At 67.4% G+C, this 17,261-nt stretch carries 14 protein-coding genes and 2 pseudogenes; 10 read left to right on the top strand and 6 right to left on the bottom strand.

Annotated elements, in window-relative coordinates:
* Nucleotides 1–172: 172 nt before the first annotated feature.
* On the bottom strand, nucleotides 173–1,312 hold the full coding sequence (locus AB4Y72_RS10050) for a LacI family DNA-binding transcriptional regulator (protein WP_441426018.1): 1,140 nt from the start codon (nucleotides 1,310–1,312) through the stop codon (nucleotides 173–175).
* A 179-nt stretch (nucleotides 1,313–1,491) separates the two neighbouring features.
* Here AB4Y72_RS10050 and AB4Y72_RS10045 point away from each other — a divergent pair, with 179 nt between their 5' ends.
* The 5 genes from AB4Y72_RS10045 to AB4Y72_RS10025 all read left to right on the top strand — a co-directional run bounded on the left by AB4Y72_RS10045 (nucleotide 1,492) and on the right by AB4Y72_RS10025 (nucleotide 6,279).
* Nucleotides 1,492–2,352, top strand: a complete 861-nt coding sequence (locus AB4Y72_RS10045) for an ABC transporter substrate-binding protein (protein WP_441426213.1) — start codon at nucleotides 1,492–1,494, stop codon at nucleotides 2,350–2,352.
* 120 nt (nucleotides 2,353–2,472) lie between these two features.
* The gene (locus tag AB4Y72_RS10040) at nucleotides 2,473–3,261 is read left to right on the top strand and encodes an amino acid ABC transporter permease (RefSeq protein ID WP_441426017.1); all 789 of its coding nucleotides are present in this window, start codon (nucleotides 2,473–2,475) and stop codon (nucleotides 3,259–3,261) included.
* On the top strand, nucleotides 3,258–4,055 hold the full coding sequence (locus AB4Y72_RS10035) for an amino acid ABC transporter ATP-binding protein (protein WP_441426016.1): 798 nt from the start codon (nucleotides 3,258–3,260) through the stop codon (nucleotides 4,053–4,055). Before AB4Y72_RS10040 ends, AB4Y72_RS10035 begins: the two co-directional genes overlap by 4 nt.
* Complete coding sequence (locus AB4Y72_RS10030; protein WP_441426015.1) at nucleotides 4,055–5,095, top strand: Gfo/Idh/MocA family protein; 1,041 nt, start codon at nucleotides 4,055–4,057, stop codon at nucleotides 5,093–5,095. The genes AB4Y72_RS10035 and AB4Y72_RS10030 overlap by 1 nt, the downstream gene beginning before the upstream one ends.
* A 62-nt stretch (nucleotides 5,096–5,157) precedes the next feature.
* Nucleotides 5,158–6,279 (top strand): NAD(P)/FAD-dependent oxidoreductase, encoded by a 1,122-nt coding sequence (locus AB4Y72_RS10025; RefSeq protein WP_441426014.1) that lies wholly within the window; start codon nucleotides 5,158–5,160, stop codon nucleotides 6,277–6,279.
* A 377-nt stretch (nucleotides 6,280–6,656) separates the two neighbouring features.
* On the opposite strand, the pseudogene AB4Y72_RS10020 reads toward AB4Y72_RS10025, so the two are convergent.
* The 3 genes and pseudogenes from AB4Y72_RS10020 to AB4Y72_RS10010 all read right to left on the bottom strand — a co-directional run.
* Nucleotides 6,657–6,755 (bottom strand): annotated as a pseudogene (locus AB4Y72_RS10020) (PDDEXK nuclease domain-containing protein); the annotation flags it as partial.
* A 222-nt stretch (nucleotides 6,756–6,977) separates the two neighbouring features.
* Entirely contained in the window at nucleotides 6,978–9,035 is a 2,058-nt protein-coding gene (locus AB4Y72_RS10015) for an ABC transporter ATP-binding protein (RefSeq protein ID WP_441426013.1), read from the bottom strand.
* A complete protein-coding gene (locus AB4Y72_RS10010) occupies nucleotides 9,032–10,774 on the bottom strand; it encodes an ABC transporter ATP-binding protein (protein ID WP_441426012.1) in 1,743 nt (580 codons plus the stop codon). Before AB4Y72_RS10010 ends, AB4Y72_RS10015 begins: the two co-directional genes overlap by 4 nt.
* A 152-nt stretch (nucleotides 10,775–10,926) precedes the next feature.
* Between AB4Y72_RS10010 and AB4Y72_RS10005 the strand changes: the two genes are divergently transcribed.
* A complete protein-coding gene (locus AB4Y72_RS10005) occupies nucleotides 10,927–11,661 on the top strand; it encodes a VOC family protein (RefSeq protein ID WP_441426011.1) in 735 nt (244 codons plus the stop codon).
* A gap of 46 nt (nucleotides 11,662–11,707) precedes the next feature.
* On the opposite strand, the gene AB4Y72_RS10000 is transcribed toward AB4Y72_RS10005, so the two are convergent.
* Nucleotides 11,708–12,628, bottom strand: coding sequence for a 2-hydroxyacid dehydrogenase (locus tag AB4Y72_RS10000; protein WP_441426010.1), 921 nt, complete (start codon nucleotides 12,626–12,628; stop codon nucleotides 11,708–11,710).
* Between the two features lie 188 nt (nucleotides 12,629–12,816).
* Here AB4Y72_RS10000 and lhgO point away from each other — a divergent pair, with 188 nt between their 5' ends.
* The gene (gene lhgO, locus AB4Y72_RS09995; RefSeq protein WP_441426009.1) at nucleotides 12,817–14,031 is read left to right on the top strand and encodes an L-2-hydroxyglutarate oxidase; all 1,215 of its coding nucleotides are present in this window, start codon (nucleotides 12,817–12,819) and stop codon (nucleotides 14,029–14,031) included.
* A 63-nt stretch (nucleotides 14,032–14,094) separates the two neighbouring features.
* On the opposite strand, the gene AB4Y72_RS09990 is transcribed toward lhgO, so the two are convergent.
* Complete coding sequence (locus tag AB4Y72_RS09990; RefSeq protein WP_091254283.1) at nucleotides 14,095–14,274, bottom strand: hypothetical protein; 180 nt, start codon at nucleotides 14,272–14,274, stop codon at nucleotides 14,095–14,097.
* Nucleotides 14,275–14,775: 501 nt separating this feature from the next.
* Between AB4Y72_RS09990 and uraD the strand changes: the two genes are divergently transcribed.
* The 3 genes and pseudogenes from uraD to AB4Y72_RS09975 form a co-directional block, all read left to right on the top strand.
* Complete coding sequence (uraD, locus tag AB4Y72_RS09985) at nucleotides 14,776–15,273, top strand: 2-oxo-4-hydroxy-4-carboxy-5-ureidoimidazoline decarboxylase (RefSeq protein ID WP_441426008.1); 498 nt, start codon at nucleotides 14,776–14,778, stop codon at nucleotides 15,271–15,273.
* On the top strand, nucleotides 15,270–15,611 hold the full coding sequence (gene uraH / locus AB4Y72_RS09980; protein WP_441426007.1) for a hydroxyisourate hydrolase: 342 nt from the start codon (nucleotides 15,270–15,272) through the stop codon (nucleotides 15,609–15,611). The genes uraD and uraH overlap by 4 nt, the downstream gene beginning before the upstream one ends.
* 304 nt (nucleotides 15,612–15,915) lie before the next feature.
* A pseudogene (locus AB4Y72_RS09975) lies at nucleotides 15,916–17,261 on the top strand (pyruvate dehydrogenase (acetyl-transferring), homodimeric type); the annotation flags it as partial.

The following is a 17,261-nucleotide window of genomic DNA, read 5'->3' as shown; positions in this document are numbered from 1 at the left end:
TGATCGAGGCGTGGATCCAGTGGGCCGCGCGGACGGATTCAGATCCGGTGTCGTCCTTGGTGGCGGCTGTTGGGATCCTGGGGGTGCCTGCAGCTTAGACCTTTGGACTTTGGATCACGGGCCCGTCGGGGAGAGCGGCTCCAAGGCACCGTGCGAAGGCCGATATCGGATATTACGTCAGGTCGGCGTGAACTGACCCAATTTGCGCCCGGTGTCCCGCTCGGCTTTCAGCTGATGAATTCTTTTGCGGGGCTGGTGTCCCTACGGATCCCCGCCGGATCAGCGTCGCAGTGAACTTGGGCGCCGGGGCCGCGGGCGGCAACCCTTCGATTTGGCGGATCAGTGCCTTTGCGGCGGCCGCGCCCATGTTGTACACGGGCTGCGCGATGACTGTCAGAGGCGGGTTGGTCAGGCGCGTCCAGGCGAAGTCGTCGTACATGAGGAACGAGACGTCCGCCGGGATGGCGAGTCCCAGTTCCTGTATCGCCTCCACAACGCTGAGAGCGATAAGCCCGTCGGATGCGACGACGGCGGTGGCCGGGTTCGGCATGAGGAGGACATCGCGGGTAATGCGGCGGATGGATTCCGCATCGCCGGCGTTCAACCGCACGAGGTCCTCAGGGAAGGGCAACCCCTGCTCGTGGAAGGCCTGCTGCATGCCGTCGAGCCGGTCCGCGATCTGCGAGGAGTCGAGCAGCATTCCGGCGCGGTACGGAGATTCGGTCGTTAGGGTGGAAATGAAGGCGATCCGGCGGTGGCCGGCCTGCAGAAGGTGCCGCGTGGACTCGTACGAAATATCGGCCATATTCACTGCCATAGTCTCTATGTCCATCTGCCCGGCCTTTCGGTCCAGCAGGACCATGGGCCGGCCGGAATCCTGAACGTGTTGCAAATGTTCCGTTTCCACCGAGGACGCCGGGGCCACGATCAGGCCGTCCACACGCTTGTCCAGCAGCACTTGGACGGCGTCCACTTCGGCGGCCGTGTCTTCGTCGGTGTTGACCAGGATGACGTTGAATCCGCTCTTCTTGGCGGTGTCAGTGATGCCCCTGGTGGCCAGGCCGAAGTGGGGGTTTTCGATGTCACCGACCACCACCCCGATGGTGTGTGATTTGCCCGTGTTCATGCTGCGGGCCAGCTCGTTCGGACGATAGGACAACTGCTCTGCCGCAGCCAGAACGCGCTCCCGGACCTCCTCGCTGACAGCACCGTAATTTCCCAGCGCGCGGGCAGCCTGGGCCTTGGACACCTGGGCGGCCTTTGCGACATCCGCAACCGTGGTGTCCCGTCGCCGTGAACCGTTACTGCTCATGTGCGGCCTTTCGAAGGGGCCTTGACGGCCGTTGTGGTGTGGGTTACATTTTTTAGCAACCCCGATGTGAGTCCGGTCTCAATCCTAAGCGTTGAGACCGGTCTCAGCAAGGGATTCAGACAGAGGGCCGAAGGCCGCCTAACTTCCACGATGGGAATAATGAAGTGACTAAACGATCGATGTTTCGCCCGGGGGTGATCGTTGCGGCCGCTGTTGCAACGCTTCTGGCACTTTCAGGCTGCGGCGGTTCGTCCCCTGCGGCGTCCTCGACGGCCGAGAACCCGTACGGACTGATCCAGCCGGGCACTATCCGGGTGGCGAGCCTGGGCGACTCAAAGCCCTACACCTTCACTGATGCCCAGGGGAACTTCACCGGCTTCGACGTCGAACTGTTCAAGGACGTGGCCCACCGCGCCGGGGTGGACAATGTGGTCTTCACCGGACAGGACTTCTCCGGTCTGCTGGCCGCCGTCTCCAACGGCCAGTTCGACGTGGGCGTGGCCGCCATCGGCATCACGGACAAACGCAAGGAAACGGTTGACTTCTCCGACGGCTACCTCGCCGGCTACCTGACGGTCCTTACCACCAAGGACTCAGGCATCAAGGATGCAAACGGCTTGTCCGGCAAGCGTCTCGGCGTGGTCCAGGGAACCCTGCAGGAGGCTTACGCGGTCAAGAACTTCACCTCCGCGAACCTGGTCCGCTTCCCGGACAACAACACCGCGATCTCGGCCGTCAACAGCGGCGCCGTGGACGCCCACTTCCTCGACTATGAGGCCGCCAAGTCCTACGAGAAGCAGTACGGGCTGGTCAGCGCCGCCGACATCCCATCCTTCGACGCCCCGGCCGGCTTCGCCATCGCGAAGGGCAAGACCGCCTTCAAGGATGCCCTGAACAAGGGCCTGGCAGCAGCCATGGAGGACGGCACCTGGAAGAAGCTCTACCAGAAGTGGTTCCCGGGCTCCCCGATGCCCAAACAGTACCTGCCCAAGGCCGAGCAGACGGCAAGCCCCGCCCCCAGCCCGTCCGCCAGCAAGTAAACATCCCACACGCGCCGCAAACACGCACGTCCGGCATCCGGCCCGACTGCCACCTGACCGGGCGGGCCGCCACCGGCGGTCCGCCCGGGATCCACAAGCTACCTACGTCTGAGAGCAACCATGGACTGGTTCAGCACCATCATCCGTACATTTTTCGATTTCAAAGCGATGGCCGAAGTTCTGCCCCAACTCCTCGGCGTCGGACTCCTGAACACCCTCATCATCTCCATCGCCGCCACCATCATCGGCGTCGGCCTGGGCATGATCATCGCGGTCATGGGTATCTCGCCCTCCAGATGGCTGCGGGTTCCGGCCCGGATCTATACCGACCTCTTCCGCGGCCTGCCCGCGATCCTTACCATCCTGCTGATCGGCCAAGGCTTCGCCCGCTTCAGCCAGTCGATCTTCGGCCCCTCCCCGTACCCGCTGGGAATCATCGCGCTGAGCCTGATCGCCAGCGCCTATATCGGCGAAATCTTCCGCGCCGGCATCCAGAGCGTCGACAAAGGCCAGGGCGAGGCATGCCGTGCCCTGGGCATGAGCTACGCCAAATCCATGGCTCTGGTGGTGGTCCCGCAGGGTATCCGGCGGGTCCTGCCGGCCCTGGTGAACCAGTTCATCGCCATCGTCAAGGACTCTTCACTGGTGTACTTCCTGGGCCTGCTGGTCACCGAACGGGAACTCTTCCGCGTCGGGCAGGACGCCGCCGTCCTCTCCGGCAACCTCTCGCCGCTGGTCATGGCCGGCATCTTCTACCTGGTCATCACTGTCCCCCTGACCCACCTGGTCAACTACTTCGACAACCGCTTCCGCACCGGCCGCCGCCGGCCAAGCGCGCCGACCAGCGGGCTGAAGGAAGTCACAGAACTCGACGCGGCATCACCGCTGATCACCGGGAGCAACACATGAGCCTCGCAAGCAACAGCACCAGCAGCACCACCGGTGCAAAGAAGACCGCCCCGGACATCGAAACGTTCCACGGCTCCAGCCTGGAACTGCAGAACCTGACCATGGCGTACGGGGACATCGAGGTCCTCCGCAACGTCAGCCTGACCGTCGCCCCCGGCACCACCACCTGCATCATCGGTCCCTCCGGTTCGGGCAAGTCCACGCTGCTGCGCGGCGTCAACCGCCTGCACGAACCCAAGAGCGGGGACGTGCTCCTGGCCGGCGAGAGCGCCCTGGGTGTCAAGCCGGACATCCTTCGGGCCCGCATCGGCATGGTCTTCCAGCACTTCAACCTCTTCCCGGACCACACCGCCCTCGAGAACGTCGCCCTGGCCCTGTGGAGCGTCAAGGGCATGCCCAAGGCCGAAGCCAGGGAACGCGCGGCCCGCCGCCTCGCCGAGGTAGGTCTCGCCGAACGCGCCGACCACCGGCCCCGGGACCTCTCCGGCGGACAGCAGCAGCGCGTCGCGATCGCCCGCGCGCTGGCCATGGAGCCCGAGGTCATGCTCTTTGACGAGGCCACGTCCGCCCTGGATCCGGAACTGGTTAAGGGCGTGCTGAACCTCATGGCAGGCCTGGGCCGCCGCGGCATGACCATGCTGGTGGTCACCCATGAGATGGGCTTCGCCCGCAAGGTCGCCGACCAGGTTGTCTTCATGGACGAAGGCGAAGTTGTTGAGTCCGGCACGCCGGCCGAACTCTTCGACAACCCCCAAAGCAAACGCCTGCAGCGCTTCCTATCGGAAGTGCTCTGATGCAGAACAGCGCAGGGGCACCCATCCGCACCGCCGTCGTCGGATTCGGAATCTCGGGCAAGGTCTTCCACGCACCGCTGATTGCCGCGGATCCCGGCTACTCGCTGGACGTGATCGTCACAGCCGATCCGGAGCGCGCCGCGGAGGCGGCAAGGCTCTACCCGCATACCAAGGTCGTCCCGACCCCGGAGGATTTGTTCGCCCTCGCCGCAGCCCTTGACCTCGTCATCCTCGGCACACCTCCGCTGACCCACTTCGATCTCGCCGCAACGGCGATCGCCCACAACCTCCACGTGGTGGTGGACAAGCCCTTCGTCACCACGGCGGCCCACGGTGCAGAACTCATCACCAGGGCGTCCGAGGCCGGCGTGCAGCTCACGGTCTTTCAGAACCGCCGGTGGGACGCCGACTTCCTGACGCTCCAAAAGCTCCTCAGGGACGGCGCACTGGGGGAGGTCCGGACTTTCGAGTCACGCTTTGAATGGTGGCGGCCGGAGGGCTTCGGGAACTGGCGGGACTCGGCCACCCTGGCCGAATGCGGCGGCATCCTCCACGACCTCGGCGCCCACCTGATCGACCAGGCCATCCAGCTCTTCGGCCAGGTAGCGGACAGCTACGGGGAGACTGCCAACCGCGGACATCCCGACGGGGCCGACACCGAGGCCTTCGTGTCCCTGCTCCACGACTCCGGGGTCCGGTCACGGCTGTGGATGAACGGGATGGCGGCCCAGGTTGGTCCGCGCTTCCACGTCCTGGGCTCCGACGCCGGCTATACCAAGTGGGGCCTGGACAGCCAGGAACCTGCCCTCGCCGCCGGCATGACGCCGTCGGATCCTGCCTACGGCGTGGATCCCCAAACCCATTGGGGGACCCTGGGTATCGACGGCGGCGCAGTGCCCGTGCCGGCCGAGAAGGGTAATTACCCGCGGTTCTATAGGAATCTCGCTGCAGCCCTCCGCGGCCAGGGGCCATTACCGGTTCAGCCCGGCGAGTCCCTCGAAGTCCTGAAAATCATCGAAAAAATCCACGCCCTCTCCTAACCGGGTCACTTCCGGACGAGCCAGCACCCGTACAGCCACAATTCTTTAGAAAGGGAGAACCCATGTCCTCCACTGCTTCAGCCAAACGCGTCGCCATCATCGGCGGCGGCATCCTCGGCGTCTCCACCGCGGTCCACCTGCTCCGCGAAGGCGCCTCCGTCATCCTCCTGACCGAACGCGGCCTGGCCAGCGAGGCGAGCGGCCGTTCGCTGTCGTGGCTGAACTCCGCCGGGGAACGGTCCACCCCGTACCACCAGCTCCGGGTCGCCGGCGTAGACCGCTACCGCACCCTCTTCGCCGCCGACCCAGGCCGGGACTGGCTGCAGTTCGGCGGCGGACTGATGTGGAATGCAGCCGGGCAGCGGGCCGTCACGGAAGCCCGCCACTCCTACGAAAAATCCGTCGGCTACGACTCCAAGCTCCTGGCACCTGAACAGATTCCCTCCGCCACACCGGGCATCGATGCCAACGCCGTACCGGACAACGCCATCTTCAACCCCGGCGAGGGCTGGGTCAGCCTGCCCGACCTCGTGGACTTCCTGATGGAGGAATTCCACGCCCGGGGCGGCGAACTGGTCCTCAACGCCGGCAAGGCGTCCGTCACGGTCGACGCCGGCCGGACCACCGGCGTCGAGACCGCCGCGGGCGGGACCTATGAAGCGGACGCGGTGCTCGTAGCGTGCGGCGCCGCCACGCCCGCCGTCGTCGCACCCCTCGGCGTCGAGATTCCCAACGGCTCCCCGGTCTCCATGTTGGTGCTGACCAAACCCGTGGACCACAAGCTAAAGACCGTGCTGAACACCCCGCGGGCCGCCGTCCGGCCCAACCCCGGCAGCACCTTGGCCCTGGATCACGACTGGTACGAGGGGCACATCACCGAACACGCCGACGGCTCCTTCAGCATCCCCGACGAGGTGGTCCAGGAACTCGCGGATGAGGCATCCAAGCTCATCGCCGGCAATCCCGACCTCAAGCCCGCGTCCTGGAAAATCGGGTACAAGCCCATCCCCGGGGACGGCGAGCCGGTCCTCGGCGAACTCGACCAGGTGCCCGGCTGCTTCGTGGCGTTCACCCACTCGGGCGCCACGCTCGGGCTCATCGCCGGCGAACTCCTCGCGGGCGAGATCCTGACCGGCAAGAAGCACCCCATGCTGGCAACCTTCCGGCCGGGACGCTTCTCCTAGACCGTCTGCAGGCAGGGCCGCCTGTCGGTCCTGCCTGCAGACTACCGTCGGGGAGGCAGGCAGCCAGTGCGGAGCCGGACTTGCAGATGGCGGAGGCGGGGGCCTTCGGTAACGGCCGGATCGATCGCGCCCGCGGTGCAGGCCGGGTCCGGCAGGTCCAGACCGGCGGCGCCTACGGTGTGGACCTTGCACTGTCCCAGGTCCGGGTCTCGTCGACGGCTATCTTGGTCCGGGGAGTGCACGGACTTCACCCTAGGGGACGCGGCACCGGACGCCGCGGGGGCTGCGGCGGCAGTGCCGGCGGAGGATGCGGGAGCGGGCGCGGCTGCTTTCGCGGCGTGGGCGACGACCGCGGTGGCGGCCAGGGCTATGGTGCCGCGCCGGAGCATGCCGTCCACGAGTGCGACGCAGAAGTTGACCTTGCCGGCATATTCGGGTTGGAATTTGTCAGTCTTCAGTTCGATGACCACATAGCGCGTTGGCCGCACCAACGACGCACTTCACAGATAATGTTCGGCACCGCTCTCCCGTCAGGAACGGGGCATTTAGTGCAGACACTGTCTGCACCATCGTTCTGCTCGACTGTTCTCCCGGCCTGACAATGGGTCCTGAGTCTTGTCACTACCGGAGTCTGTGCGTCCGATCCGACGGCCGATAGCGGGCCGTCGCCGCCCCAGGCCGACGGACGAAATGTTCCTCTAAACCTCCGCCACCGGCGCCGCGAACTGTGCCGCGTACAGCGCCGCGTACGCCCCGCCGGCCGCCAGCAGCTGGGCATGGTTCCCCTGCTCCACGATCTGGCCGGCTTCCATCACCAGGATGAGGTCGGCGTCGCGGATGGTGGAGAGCCGGTGGGCAATGACAAACGAAGTCCGGTCGGACCGCAGCGCGCTCATCGCCTTCTGCACCAGCACCTCGGTGCGGGTGTCCACCGAGCTGGTGGCCTCGTCCAGGATCAGCACGGACGGCCGGGCCAGGAACGCCCGGGCGATGGTCAGCAGCTGCTTCTCGCCGGCGGAGACGTTGCCGCCCTCGTCGTCGAGCACGGTGTCGTAGCCCTGCGGCAGGGACCGCACGAACCGGTCCACGTAGGTCGCCTTCGCCGCCTCCAGGATCTCGGCCTCCGAGGCGCCGGGTCGGCCGTAGGCGATGTTGTCCCGGATGGTCCCGCCGAACAGCCAGGTGTCCTGCAGCACCATGCCCATCCGCGAGCGCAGCTCGTGCCGGGACATGAGGGAAACGTCCACGCCGTCGAGGGTGATCCGCCCGGCGTCGAGCTCGTAGAAGCGCATCATCAGGTTCACCAGGGTGGTCTTGCCGGCTCCGGTCGGGCCCACAATGGCGACGGTCTGCCCGGGTTCGGCCACCAGGCTCAAATCCGAGATCAGCGGCTTGTCCGGGGAGTACGCAAAGGACACGTCCTCGAACTCCAGCCGCCCGCGGGTCACCTCGGGTTCCATGGCAACCGAGGGGTCAGCCGACTGTTCGTCGGTGTCCAGCAGCTCGAACACCCGCTCGGCCGAGGCCACGCCGGACTGCAGCAGGTTCGCCATGGAGCCCAGCTGGGCCAGCGGCTGGGTGAACTGCCGGGAGTACTGGATGAACGCCTGCACGTCGCCCAGCTGCATCGCCCCGGAGGCCACCTGCAGGCCGCCCACCACGGCGATCCCCACGTAGACCAGGTTCCCGATGAACGTCATGGCCGGCATGATCAGCCCGGAAATGAACTGCGCGCCGAAGCTCGCCTGGTACAGCTCCACGTTCTTCTGCCGGAACCGCTCCTCCACCTCGCGCTGCCGGCCGAACACCTTCACCAGCGCGTGCCCGGTGTACGTCTCCTCGATCTGCCCGTTCAGCTCGCCGGTATGCCGCCACTGCGCGACGAACAGCTTCTGCGAGCGCTTGGCGATCACGGTGGTAGTGACGAGGGTCAGCGGAATGGTCACCAGGGCAATGATGGCCAGCGTGGGCGAGAGCAGGAGCATCATCACCAGCACCCCCACCACGGTCAGCAGCGAGGTCACGGCCTGGCTGATGGACTGCTGCAGGCTCTGGGAGATGTTGTCGACGTCGTTCGTCACCCGGCTGAGCAGCTCGCCGCGCTGCACGGAATCGAAGTAGCGCAGCGGCAGCTTATTGATCTTCGCCTCGATCCGCTCGCGCAGCCGGAAAACCGTCCGCTGCACGACGCCGTTGAGGATATACGCCTGCAGCCAGGCGAACGCCGACGCCAGCACGTACAGCACCACCGCCCACAGCAGCACGGTGGCCAGCGCCGTGAAGTCGATCCCGGTGCCGGGCGTCAGCGTCATAGCGCTGAGCATGTCCGCCTTCTGGTTCTCCCCGGCGGCGCGCAGCTGGGCGATCAGCTGGGCCTGGCTCACCCCGGCGGGCAGCTGCTTGGACACGACGCCGGCGAAGATCAGGTTGGTGCCCTCGCCGAGGAGCCGGGGCCCGATCACCGAGAACGTCACGCTCACGACGGCGAGCATCAGGACCAGCGTCAGCCACAGCCGTTCGGGCCGCAGCTCCCCCAGCAGCCGCCGGGCGGACGGGCCGAAGTTCATCGCCTTCTCCGCCGGAATGTTCATCCCGGCGAACGGGCCGCCGCGGCCGGGTCCGCCCGTCGGGCGGGGAATCCGCATCGGGGTCTGCGCCGCCGGACCGGCGGCAGGGGCCGTGCCGGGGGCGGCGGAGGCGGCGGCGCCGGGAACGGCGGCGGGGGCCGGCGTCGGGGCCTTGTCGGTGCGGCTCATGCTGCCTCCTCCGCCGCGAGTTGGGAGTTCACAATTTCCTGGTACGTCTCGGACGTCGCCAGCAGCTCCTCGTGCGTGCCGTGCGCGACGATCCTGCCGCGGTCCAGCACCAGGATCTGGTCCGCGTCCGCAATGCTGGAGACCCGCTGGCCGATGATGACCATGGTGGCCCCGGCCGTGTTCTGTTTGAGCGCCCGCCGCAGCCGGGCGTCGGTGGCGGTGTCCAGTGAGGAGAAGGAGTCGTCAAAGATGTAGAGCTCGGGGCGTTTCACGAGCGCCCGGGCGATCGCGAGCCGCTGCCGCTGGCCGCCGGAGACGTTGGTGCCGCCCTGCGAGATCGGCGCGTCCAGGCCGCCCTCCATTTCCCGGACGAAGTCCTCGGCCTGCGCAATCGCCAGCGCCTGCCAGAGCTCGTCCTCGGTGGCGTCGGGCTTGCCGTAGAGCAGGTTGCTGCGGACCGTGCCGGAGAACAGGTAGGGCTTCTGCGGGACCAGGCCGATGTGCCCCCACAGCAGGTCCGGGTGGAGCTCGCGCACGTCCACGCCGTCGATCCGCACCGACCCGGACGTCGCGTCGAAGAGCCGCGGCATCAGGTTCACCAGGGTGGTCTTGCCGGAACCGGTGGCCCCGATGATCGCCGTCGACTGCCCCGCCCGGGCGGTGAAGTTCACGTCCGAGAGGACCGGCTGCTCGGCGCCCGGGTAGGCGAACCCGACGTCGTGCATCTCCAGCTCGCCCCGGGCCGCCCGCCCGGCCGGGCGCGAGACCGGGCGCAGCGGCGGCCGGACGCTGGACTCGGTCCCGAGCACCTCGCTGATCCGGTCCGCCGAGACGGACGCGCGCGGGATCATGATCGCCATGAACGTGGCCATCATGACGGACATGAGGATCTGCATGAGGTAGCTCAGGAACGCGATCATGGTGCCCACCTGCATGGACCCGTCCTCGATCCGGAACGAGCCGAACCAGATCACGGCCGCGCTGGAGACGTTGAGGACCAGCATCACGGTGGGGAACGCGAGCGCCATGAGCCGGCCGGCGCGCAGGGCGGTGTCCGTGACGTCGGTGTTGGCCCGGGCGAAGCGGGCGGTCTCGACGTCCTCCCGGACGAAGGCCCGCACCACGCGGATACCGGTGAGCTGTTCGCGCAGCACCCGGTTGACGGTGTCGATCCGGGCCTGCATGAGCCGGAACAGCGGCACCATCCGGATGATGATCGACCCCACCGCGGCCAGCAGCACGGGCACGCTGACCGCGATCAGCCAGGACAGCTGCAGGTCCTGCCGCATGGCCATGATCACCCCGCCGATGCAGAGCATGGGCGCCGTGACCATGAGCGTGGCGGACATCAGGACCAGCTGCTGGACCTGCTGGACGTCGTTGGTGGAGCGGGTGATGAGGCTGGGCGGGCCAAACCGGGTGACTTCCTGCTCGGAAAACTCGGCCACCCTAGTGAAGATCGCGCCGCGGACGTCCCGGCCCAGCGCCATCGCGGCCTTCGCACCGAAATACACGGCGCAGATGGTGCAGGCAATCTGCAGCAGCGTGACCATGAGCATCATGCCGCCGACGTGCAGGATGTAGTCCGTGTCCCCCTTCGCGACGCCCTGGTCAATGATGTCCGCATTCAGGGTGGGCAGGTACAGCGAGGCGATGGACGCCGCCAGCTGGAAGACGACGACGGCGGCCAGCAGCCGCCGCTGCGGCCGCAGGTATTCAACGAGCAGTCTCCAGAGCATCCGGTCTCCACTTCACGCGTCACGGACAGTTTCCCACAGAACGATGTGAGGGTCAGTTTACGTCCGGAAGCCGTGAGCGGACCGGGTTCCTCTCAGGGCGAAGCCGGGGCGCGCCTCCCGCACCGGGCAGCCGCTGGATAGGATCTGGCGGTATGACACTGCGACTTGTCCAGGTGAACTTCAAAGCTCGGGATGACTCGGCGCTCGGCCGGTTTTGGGCGGATGCCCTCGGGTGGGGTGTTTCCAGCGAGGGACCCGGGGTGACCAACGTTGAACCCGTGGGCTTCGCTTATCCGGACCCCGCCGCCGTCTGCATCGACGTCGTCACCGTCCCGGACCCCGAGACGGTGCGGTACCGCGCGCACCTCGATCTCGCCACCACCTCTGCGGCCCATCAGGCGGAGCTGGTGGCGCACCTGCTGGAGATCGGCGCGACGCCCGCCAACGTGGGCCAGGGTGATGTGCCGTGGACCGTGCTGGCCGACCCGGAGGGCAACCTGTTCTGCGTGCTGGAGCCCCGCGCGATCTACCGGGACACCGGGCCGATCGCCGCGGTGGTGGTCAACTGCGCGGATCCACGGGCCATGGCCCGGTTCTGGGGCGGGGCGACGGACTGGACCCTGCACGAGGTGACCGACGACCTCGCGAGGCTGCGTTCGGCCACGGGTGTCGGGCCGTATCTGGAGTTCCTCCGCACGCCCGGCGCGAAGACCGTGGGCCGCGTCCATCTCGACCTGAAGCCCTACCCCGGCGATGACCAGGCGGCAGAGGTGGCCCGGCTGCGGGCCCTGGGCGCCACCGACGCCGACATCGGCCAGGGCGAGGTGCCCTGGGTGTGCCTCGCCGACGCCGAGGGCAACGAGTTCTGCGTCCTCACCCCCGGCTGACGCGGGGCACCGCGCCGGGCCTCGGCGGGCCGTAGCCCACGCCGTCTCAGCCGTTCAGCACCACGTTCGCCGGCGGCTCGCCGGCGAGCATGAGGTCGATCTGCCGTTGCAGCAGCCGGCCCATCCGCGGGCGCATCGCCGAGCTCGCCCCGCCCACATGCGGGCTGATGATGACGCCCGGGGTCCGCCACAGCGGGTGGTCCTGCGGCAGCGGCTCGGGATCGGTGACGTCCAGCGCCGCGCGGATCCTCCCGGAGGCGGTGTGCCGGACCAGGGCCTCGGTGTCCGCCACCGGGCCGCGGGCCACGTTCACCAGGAGGGCGCCGTCCGGCACGGCCGCAAGGAAGGCGTCATCAATCAGGTGCCGGGTGGAGCCGCTGAGCGGAACCCCCACCACCACGATGTCGTGCTCCGGCAACAGCGCGTGCAGGTCGGCAATGCCGTGGACCTGCCCGCGCTCATCCGTCCGTTCCCTGCTGGCCACCCGGGTCACGGACGTCTCGAACGGCAGGAGCCGGTCCTCAATCGCCTTGCCCACCCCGCCGTAGCCCACAATCAGGACGCGCCGGTCGGCCAGGCTGGCCGTGGGCCTGGCATCCCACCGGCCCTCCTGCTGACTCCGGATCAGGCGGGGCAGCTCGCGCTGGCTGGCGAGGATCAGGGCGAGCGCCAGTTCCGCGGTGGAGGTCTCGTGCACACCGGACGCGTTGGCGAAGATCCGGCCGGCCGGCAGGAACTCCGTCACGCCGTCGTACCCGATCGACTGGCTCTGGACCAGGGCCGTCTCCACCTGTTCCAGGCTCTTCAGGACCTGCGGGCCGCCCATGTACGGCGGCACCACGATGTCGAGCCGCGGCCGCGGCGGCGCACCGGCGAAATCCCACTCCAGGACGGTGACGTCCGGATGCGGCTGAAGGTACTCCCGCAGCGAGGCGTCCGGCAGGCTGACAGTAATTTTCCGGGTCATGAGTTCAGCCTAGTAGAGCCGGCGACGCTGCCGCCGCTCGCGGGCCCACTCACCGGAGCGGCTGGCCCGCGCCGCCGGGCACCCGTGGACGCCCCTGCCATCCGGGCGCCGTTCGGGATAGGGTCCACTGCAACAGGCGTAGAGGTGCCTGCTGTTGACGTTGGGATGCAGGCGGGAAGGTGGCGCGCGTGGCGGCTCGGATCGGGATCATTGGCGGCGGGATCGTGGGCATGGCGATTGCCCGCGCCCTGGTCCATACCGGGGACTTCCACGTCACGGTGCTGGAAAAGGAACACCGCGTGGCCGCGCACCAGACCGGCCACAACTCCGGCGTGGTCCACGCCGGCCTCTACTACCAGCCGGGATCGCTCAAAGCCGTCCTCTGCGCCCGCGGCCGGGCCCTCACCCGTGACTACTGCCGCGACAAGGGCCTGCCGTACCGCGAACTGGGGAAGCTGGTGGTCGCCGTGACCGAGGAGGAGCTGCCGCGGCTAAACGAAATCGAACGCCGGGCCCGGGAGAACCGCGTCCCGGGCATGAAACGGCTCACCGGGGCGGGACTGCGTGAGATCGAGCCGCACGCCGCGGGCGTCGCGGCGGTCCACTCGCCGCACACCGCCGTCGTGGACTACGCCGCCATCACCGAAGCCATGGCGCAGGACGTGCGGAGCGGCGGCGGCTCGGTGCTGCTGGGCCAGGAGGTGGTGGCCGTCAGTCACGTCGGCGTCACCGTGCACGTCTCCACGCCGGCCGCGACGCACACCTTCGACCGGCTGGTGGTCTGTGCCGGGCTGCAGTCGGACGTGGTGGCACGGATGGTCGGGGCCAGCCCGTCGCCCGCAATCCTGCCGTTCCGCGGCGAGTACAGGGTGATGGCCGCGGCCCGGAGCCACCTGGTGCGCGGGATGATCTACCCGGTGCCGGACCCGCGCTTCCCGTTCCTGGGCGTGCACTTCACCCGCGGCGTGTACGACGACGTTCACGTCGGCCCCAACGCCGTGCCGGCCCTGGCCCGTGAGGGCTACTCGTGGGCCCGGGTGTCCCTGCCGGACACGCTGGCCTCGCTGCGGTGGCCCGGAGCCCCGGCCCTGGCCCGGCAGCACTGGCGGATGGGTGCCCGGGAAATCTCGGCGTCGCTGTTCAAACCGCTCTACTTCGGACAGGCCCGGCAGTTCCTGCCCGAACTGCGGCCCGGCGATCTCGCCAGAAAGTCCGGTGCCGGGGTCCGGGCCCAGGCCTGGGCTGCCGACGGCTCGCTGCTGGACGACTTCGCCGTGGACCGGCTCGGCCCGGTCACGCTGCTGCGCAATGCGCCCTCCCCCGCGGCGACCTCCGCCCTGGCAATCGCCGACCACGTCCTGGAGCACCACCTGCAGATCGCCCCGCACCGGCTGCCCAACTAGGACTTTCGAAAGACCCGAGGCGCTCAAAGATGGCCCCGGCCGGCCGTGGTGGAGGCGGGCTGCCTAGCGGCCGAACAGCTTGGCGAAGAAGCCGGTCTTGGTGGTGGTTTTTGTGCTGGTTTCGCCCTCGTGGCCGCGGCAGCGGTCGGCACTGGGGACGCCCCGCATGACCTGGTCAACGTGCTGGCCGCAGCCGGCCCAGGTGGTCTTTCCGCACTTCTTGCAGGCAACTGCACGGCACATCCGGGTACTCCTCTGTCGGTGGATCTAAGATGCTGAGCATACCCCCAGGGGTATATGGACAGCAAATCCGTTGCACCAAGAAGAAGTCGCTGGCAAGGGATGGATTGGGGGTCGCGTGGGCGGACGATAGAAGTACCGGACCCTGCACCTACGCCGGGCAGAATCCGTCAGCGAGCCGCCCGTTGCGAACGGGCGAGCCAAAACCGGGAGCGCCGGCAGGCGCCGGAGAACTGGGAACAGAGCGACGTCGCGGCTATTCACGGCTGAGCCCAGCTGCTTCCGCGGCGATTTCGGACAGGTGTACCCCGGATCCGGGGTGCACCTGTCCGCTTCCGTAGCGGTCGTCGGAATCCGCCGCGGAATCCGGCCGCCGGTTGACACCCGGCACACGGTACGGTTCAATCTTTTGCATATGCTGAAATAACAGTTCCACGATACGAATATCTTTGTCCGTATAGCCCTACGCCGTGGATGCCAGCATTGACGCAAAGGATCTGGCACATGCTGTTGGAAGACTTTAACGCGGCCGGACCCGCCGAGGCCGCGGCCGCGCTGCGACCCTGCCTGGACATAGAGCGGTGGATCGAGGCGATTGTCCAGGGCCGGCCGTTCGGCAGCGCCGCGAGCCTTCTGGAAACGGCCAACCGTGCGGCGGACCCCTTTACCGGGCAGGAGGTGGCGGCCGCCCTGGCCCACCATCCACGCATCGGCGAACGGGCCGCAGGAAACAGCACGGAGGCCCGGCTCTCCCAGTCGGAGCAGGCCGGCCTGGGCACTCCGGACCCGGCCGTTGCGGCAGCCATCGCCGAGGGGAACCGGAGCTACGAAGAAAAATTCGGCCAGGTCTTCCTGATCCGCGCCGCCGGCCGCAGCCGGGAAGAAATCCTCGCCGCCCTCAACACCAGGCTCGCGCACACCCGGGAACAGGAACAAGCAATCATCGGCCAGCAGCTGCGCGAAATCGCAGTACTCCGACTCGAAGGACTGATCGGCACATGAGCACCTCCCACGTCACCACCCACGTGCTGGACACCGGCACCGGCAAGCCCGCCGCTGGCGTCGCCGTAACCTTCCACAAGCTCGACGGCGAGCGTTGGGTCAAGATCGCGGCAGGCGCCACGGACGACGACGGCCGCATCAAATCCCTCGGTCCGGACAAACTTCCGTCCGGCACGTACCGGCTGGGCTTCGACACCGGAAGCTACTACGAGGCCGCCGGGACCGAGACCTTCTTTCCCGAGGTCACGCTGACCTTCGCGGTGTCCGAATCCCAAGACCACTACCATGTCCCGCTCCTGCTGAGCCCCTTCGCTTACTCCACGTACCGCGGCAGCTAACTACACGCTCGGGCCGGCATCAGACACACGTTCGCCCCGCCATCCAGCCCGAATCACACCGGGAACAGGCTCCCTGTCGGATGGCGGGGCGAATCCATGCCCCGGGTGCGCCCCGCACAGCATCGCGGGAACCCCGTCACCCCGCAGTTATGGGGCCCTTCCAACCGATTGTGACTTCAGGGCCCCGGTGATGCACTGCCGGTGTTGACGCGCCCGGGCCCCGTCGATAATCTCGAATTGCAAGAAAGTTTTCTCACAGAATGAAAACTTGGGCCAACCATTCAACGATGAAAAGAGGCTGGACGTGGCTGCAGGAGAAGATACCTCCCATATCCTCAGCGGGTTGACAAACCAGCTGCCTGATCGTGATCCGGAAGAGACCGCCGAATGGATGGAGTCCCTGGACACGCTGATTCAGGAACAAGGCACCGAACGTGCCCAGTACATTATGCGCAGCCTGCTCCAGCGGGCCGGGGCGCAGAGCGTGGGCGTTCCGATGGTCACCACCACGGACTACGTCAACACCATCCCGGTGGACCAGGAAGCACCGTTCCCCGGAGACGAGGAAATCGAGCGCAAGTACCGCGCCTGGCTGCGCTGGAACGCCGCGGTCATGGTGCACCGGGCGCAGCGTCCGGACATCGGCGTCGGCGGGCACATCTCCACCTACGCCGGGGCCGCGACCCTGTACGAGGTCGGCTTCAACCACTTCTTCCGCGGCAAGGACCACCCCGGCGGCGGGGACCAGGTCTTCTTCCAGGGCCACGCCTCCCCCGGCATGTACGCCCGCGCCTTCATGGAAGGCCGGCTGACCGAAGAGGACATGGACGGCTTCCGCCARGAGAAGTCCAAGGAGGGCCACGCYCTGTCCTCCTACCCCCACCCGCGGCTGATGCCGGAGTTCTGGGAATTCCCCACGGTCTCGATGGGCATCGGCCCGATGAACGCCATCTACCAGGCMCAGTCCAACCGCTAYYTGCACAACCGCGGCATCAAGGACACCTCGGACCAGCAGGTCTGGGCGTTCCTGGGCGACGGCGAAATGGACGAGCCGGAGTCCCGCGGGCTGCTGCAGCTCGCGGCCAACGACAAGCTGGACAACCTCAATTTCGTCATCAACTGCAACCTCCAGCGCCTCGACGGACCCGTCCGCGGCAACGGCAAGATCATGCAGGAACTTGAGGCCTTCTTCCGCGGTGCCGGCTGGAACGTCATCAAGGTCGTCTGGGGCCGCGAGTGGGACAACCTGCTGGCCAAGGACGAGGACGGCTCGCTCGTGAAGATCATGAACGAGACCGTCGACGGCGATTACCAGACGTACAAGGCCGAGTCCGGCGCGTTCGTCCGCGAACACTTCTTCGGCAAGACCCCGCAGACCAAGGAAATGGTCCAGGACCTCTCCGACGACGAGATCTGGAACCTCAAGCGCGGCGGCCACGACTACAACAAGGTCTACGCCGCGTACAAGGCCGCCACCGAGTTCAAGGGCAAGCCCACCGTGATCCTGGCCCACACGGTCAAGGGTTACGGCCTGGGCACCCACTTCGAGGGCCGCAACGCGACCCACCAGATGAAGAAGCTCACGATGGCCGACCTCAAGGCCTTCCGCGACCACCTGCGCATCCCGATCACGGACGACCAGCTCGAGGC

Source organism: Arthrobacter sp. YAF34, assembly GCF_052113245.1.
Lineage (GTDB): Bacteria > Actinomycetota > Actinomycetes > Actinomycetales > Micrococcaceae > Arthrobacter.
This window is presented reverse-complemented; position numbering and strand designations above follow the sequence as displayed.

What these genes read in the sequence shown, in the direction of transcription:
- AB4Y72_RS10030 (WP_441426015.1), top strand. Translation starts at nt 4,055, where the DNA reads ATGCAGAACAGCGCAGGGGCACCCATCCGCACCGCCGTCGTCGGATTC.
- AB4Y72_RS10025 (WP_441426014.1), top strand. Translation starts at nt 5,158, where the DNA reads ATGTCCTCCACTGCTTCAGCCAAACGCGTCGCCATCATCGGCGGCGGC.
- AB4Y72_RS10015 (WP_441426013.1), bottom strand. Translation starts at nt 9,035, where the DNA reads ATGAGCCGCACCGACAAGGCCCCGACGCCGGCCCCCGCCGCCGTTCCC.
- AB4Y72_RS10050 (WP_441426018.1), bottom strand. Translation starts at nt 1,312, where the DNA reads ATGAGCAGTAACGGTTCACGGCGACGGGACACCACGGTTGCGGATGTC.
- AB4Y72_RS10000 (WP_441426010.1), bottom strand. Translation starts at nt 12,628, where the DNA reads ATGACCCGGAAAATTACTGTCAGCCTGCCGGACGCCTCGCTGCGGGAG.
- uraH (WP_441426007.1), top strand. Translation starts at nt 15,270, where the DNA reads ATGAGCACCTCCCACGTCACCACCCACGTGCTGGACACCGGCACCGGC.
- AB4Y72_RS09990 (WP_091254283.1), bottom strand. Translation starts at nt 14,274, where the DNA reads ATGTGCCGTGCAGTTGCCTGCAAGAAGTGCGGAAAGACCACCTGGGCC.
- AB4Y72_RS10040 (WP_441426017.1), top strand. Translation starts at nt 2,473, where the DNA reads ATGGACTGGTTCAGCACCATCATCCGTACATTTTTCGATTTCAAAGCG.
- AB4Y72_RS10035 (WP_441426016.1), top strand. Translation starts at nt 3,258, where the DNA reads ATGAGCCTCGCAAGCAACAGCACCAGCAGCACCACCGGTGCAAAGAAG.
- AB4Y72_RS10010 (WP_441426012.1), bottom strand. Translation starts at nt 10,774, where the DNA reads ATGCTCTGGAGACTGCTCGTTGAATACCTGCGGCCGCAGCGGCGGCTG.
- AB4Y72_RS10005 (WP_441426011.1), top strand. Translation starts at nt 10,927, where the DNA reads ATGACACTGCGACTTGTCCAGGTGAACTTCAAAGCTCGGGATGACTCG.
- uraD (WP_441426008.1), top strand. Translation starts at nt 14,776, where the DNA reads ATGCTGTTGGAAGACTTTAACGCGGCCGGACCCGCCGAGGCCGCGGCC.
- AB4Y72_RS10045 (WP_441426213.1), top strand. Translation starts at nt 1,492, where the DNA reads ATGTTTCGCCCGGGGGTGATCGTTGCGGCCGCTGTTGCAACGCTTCTG.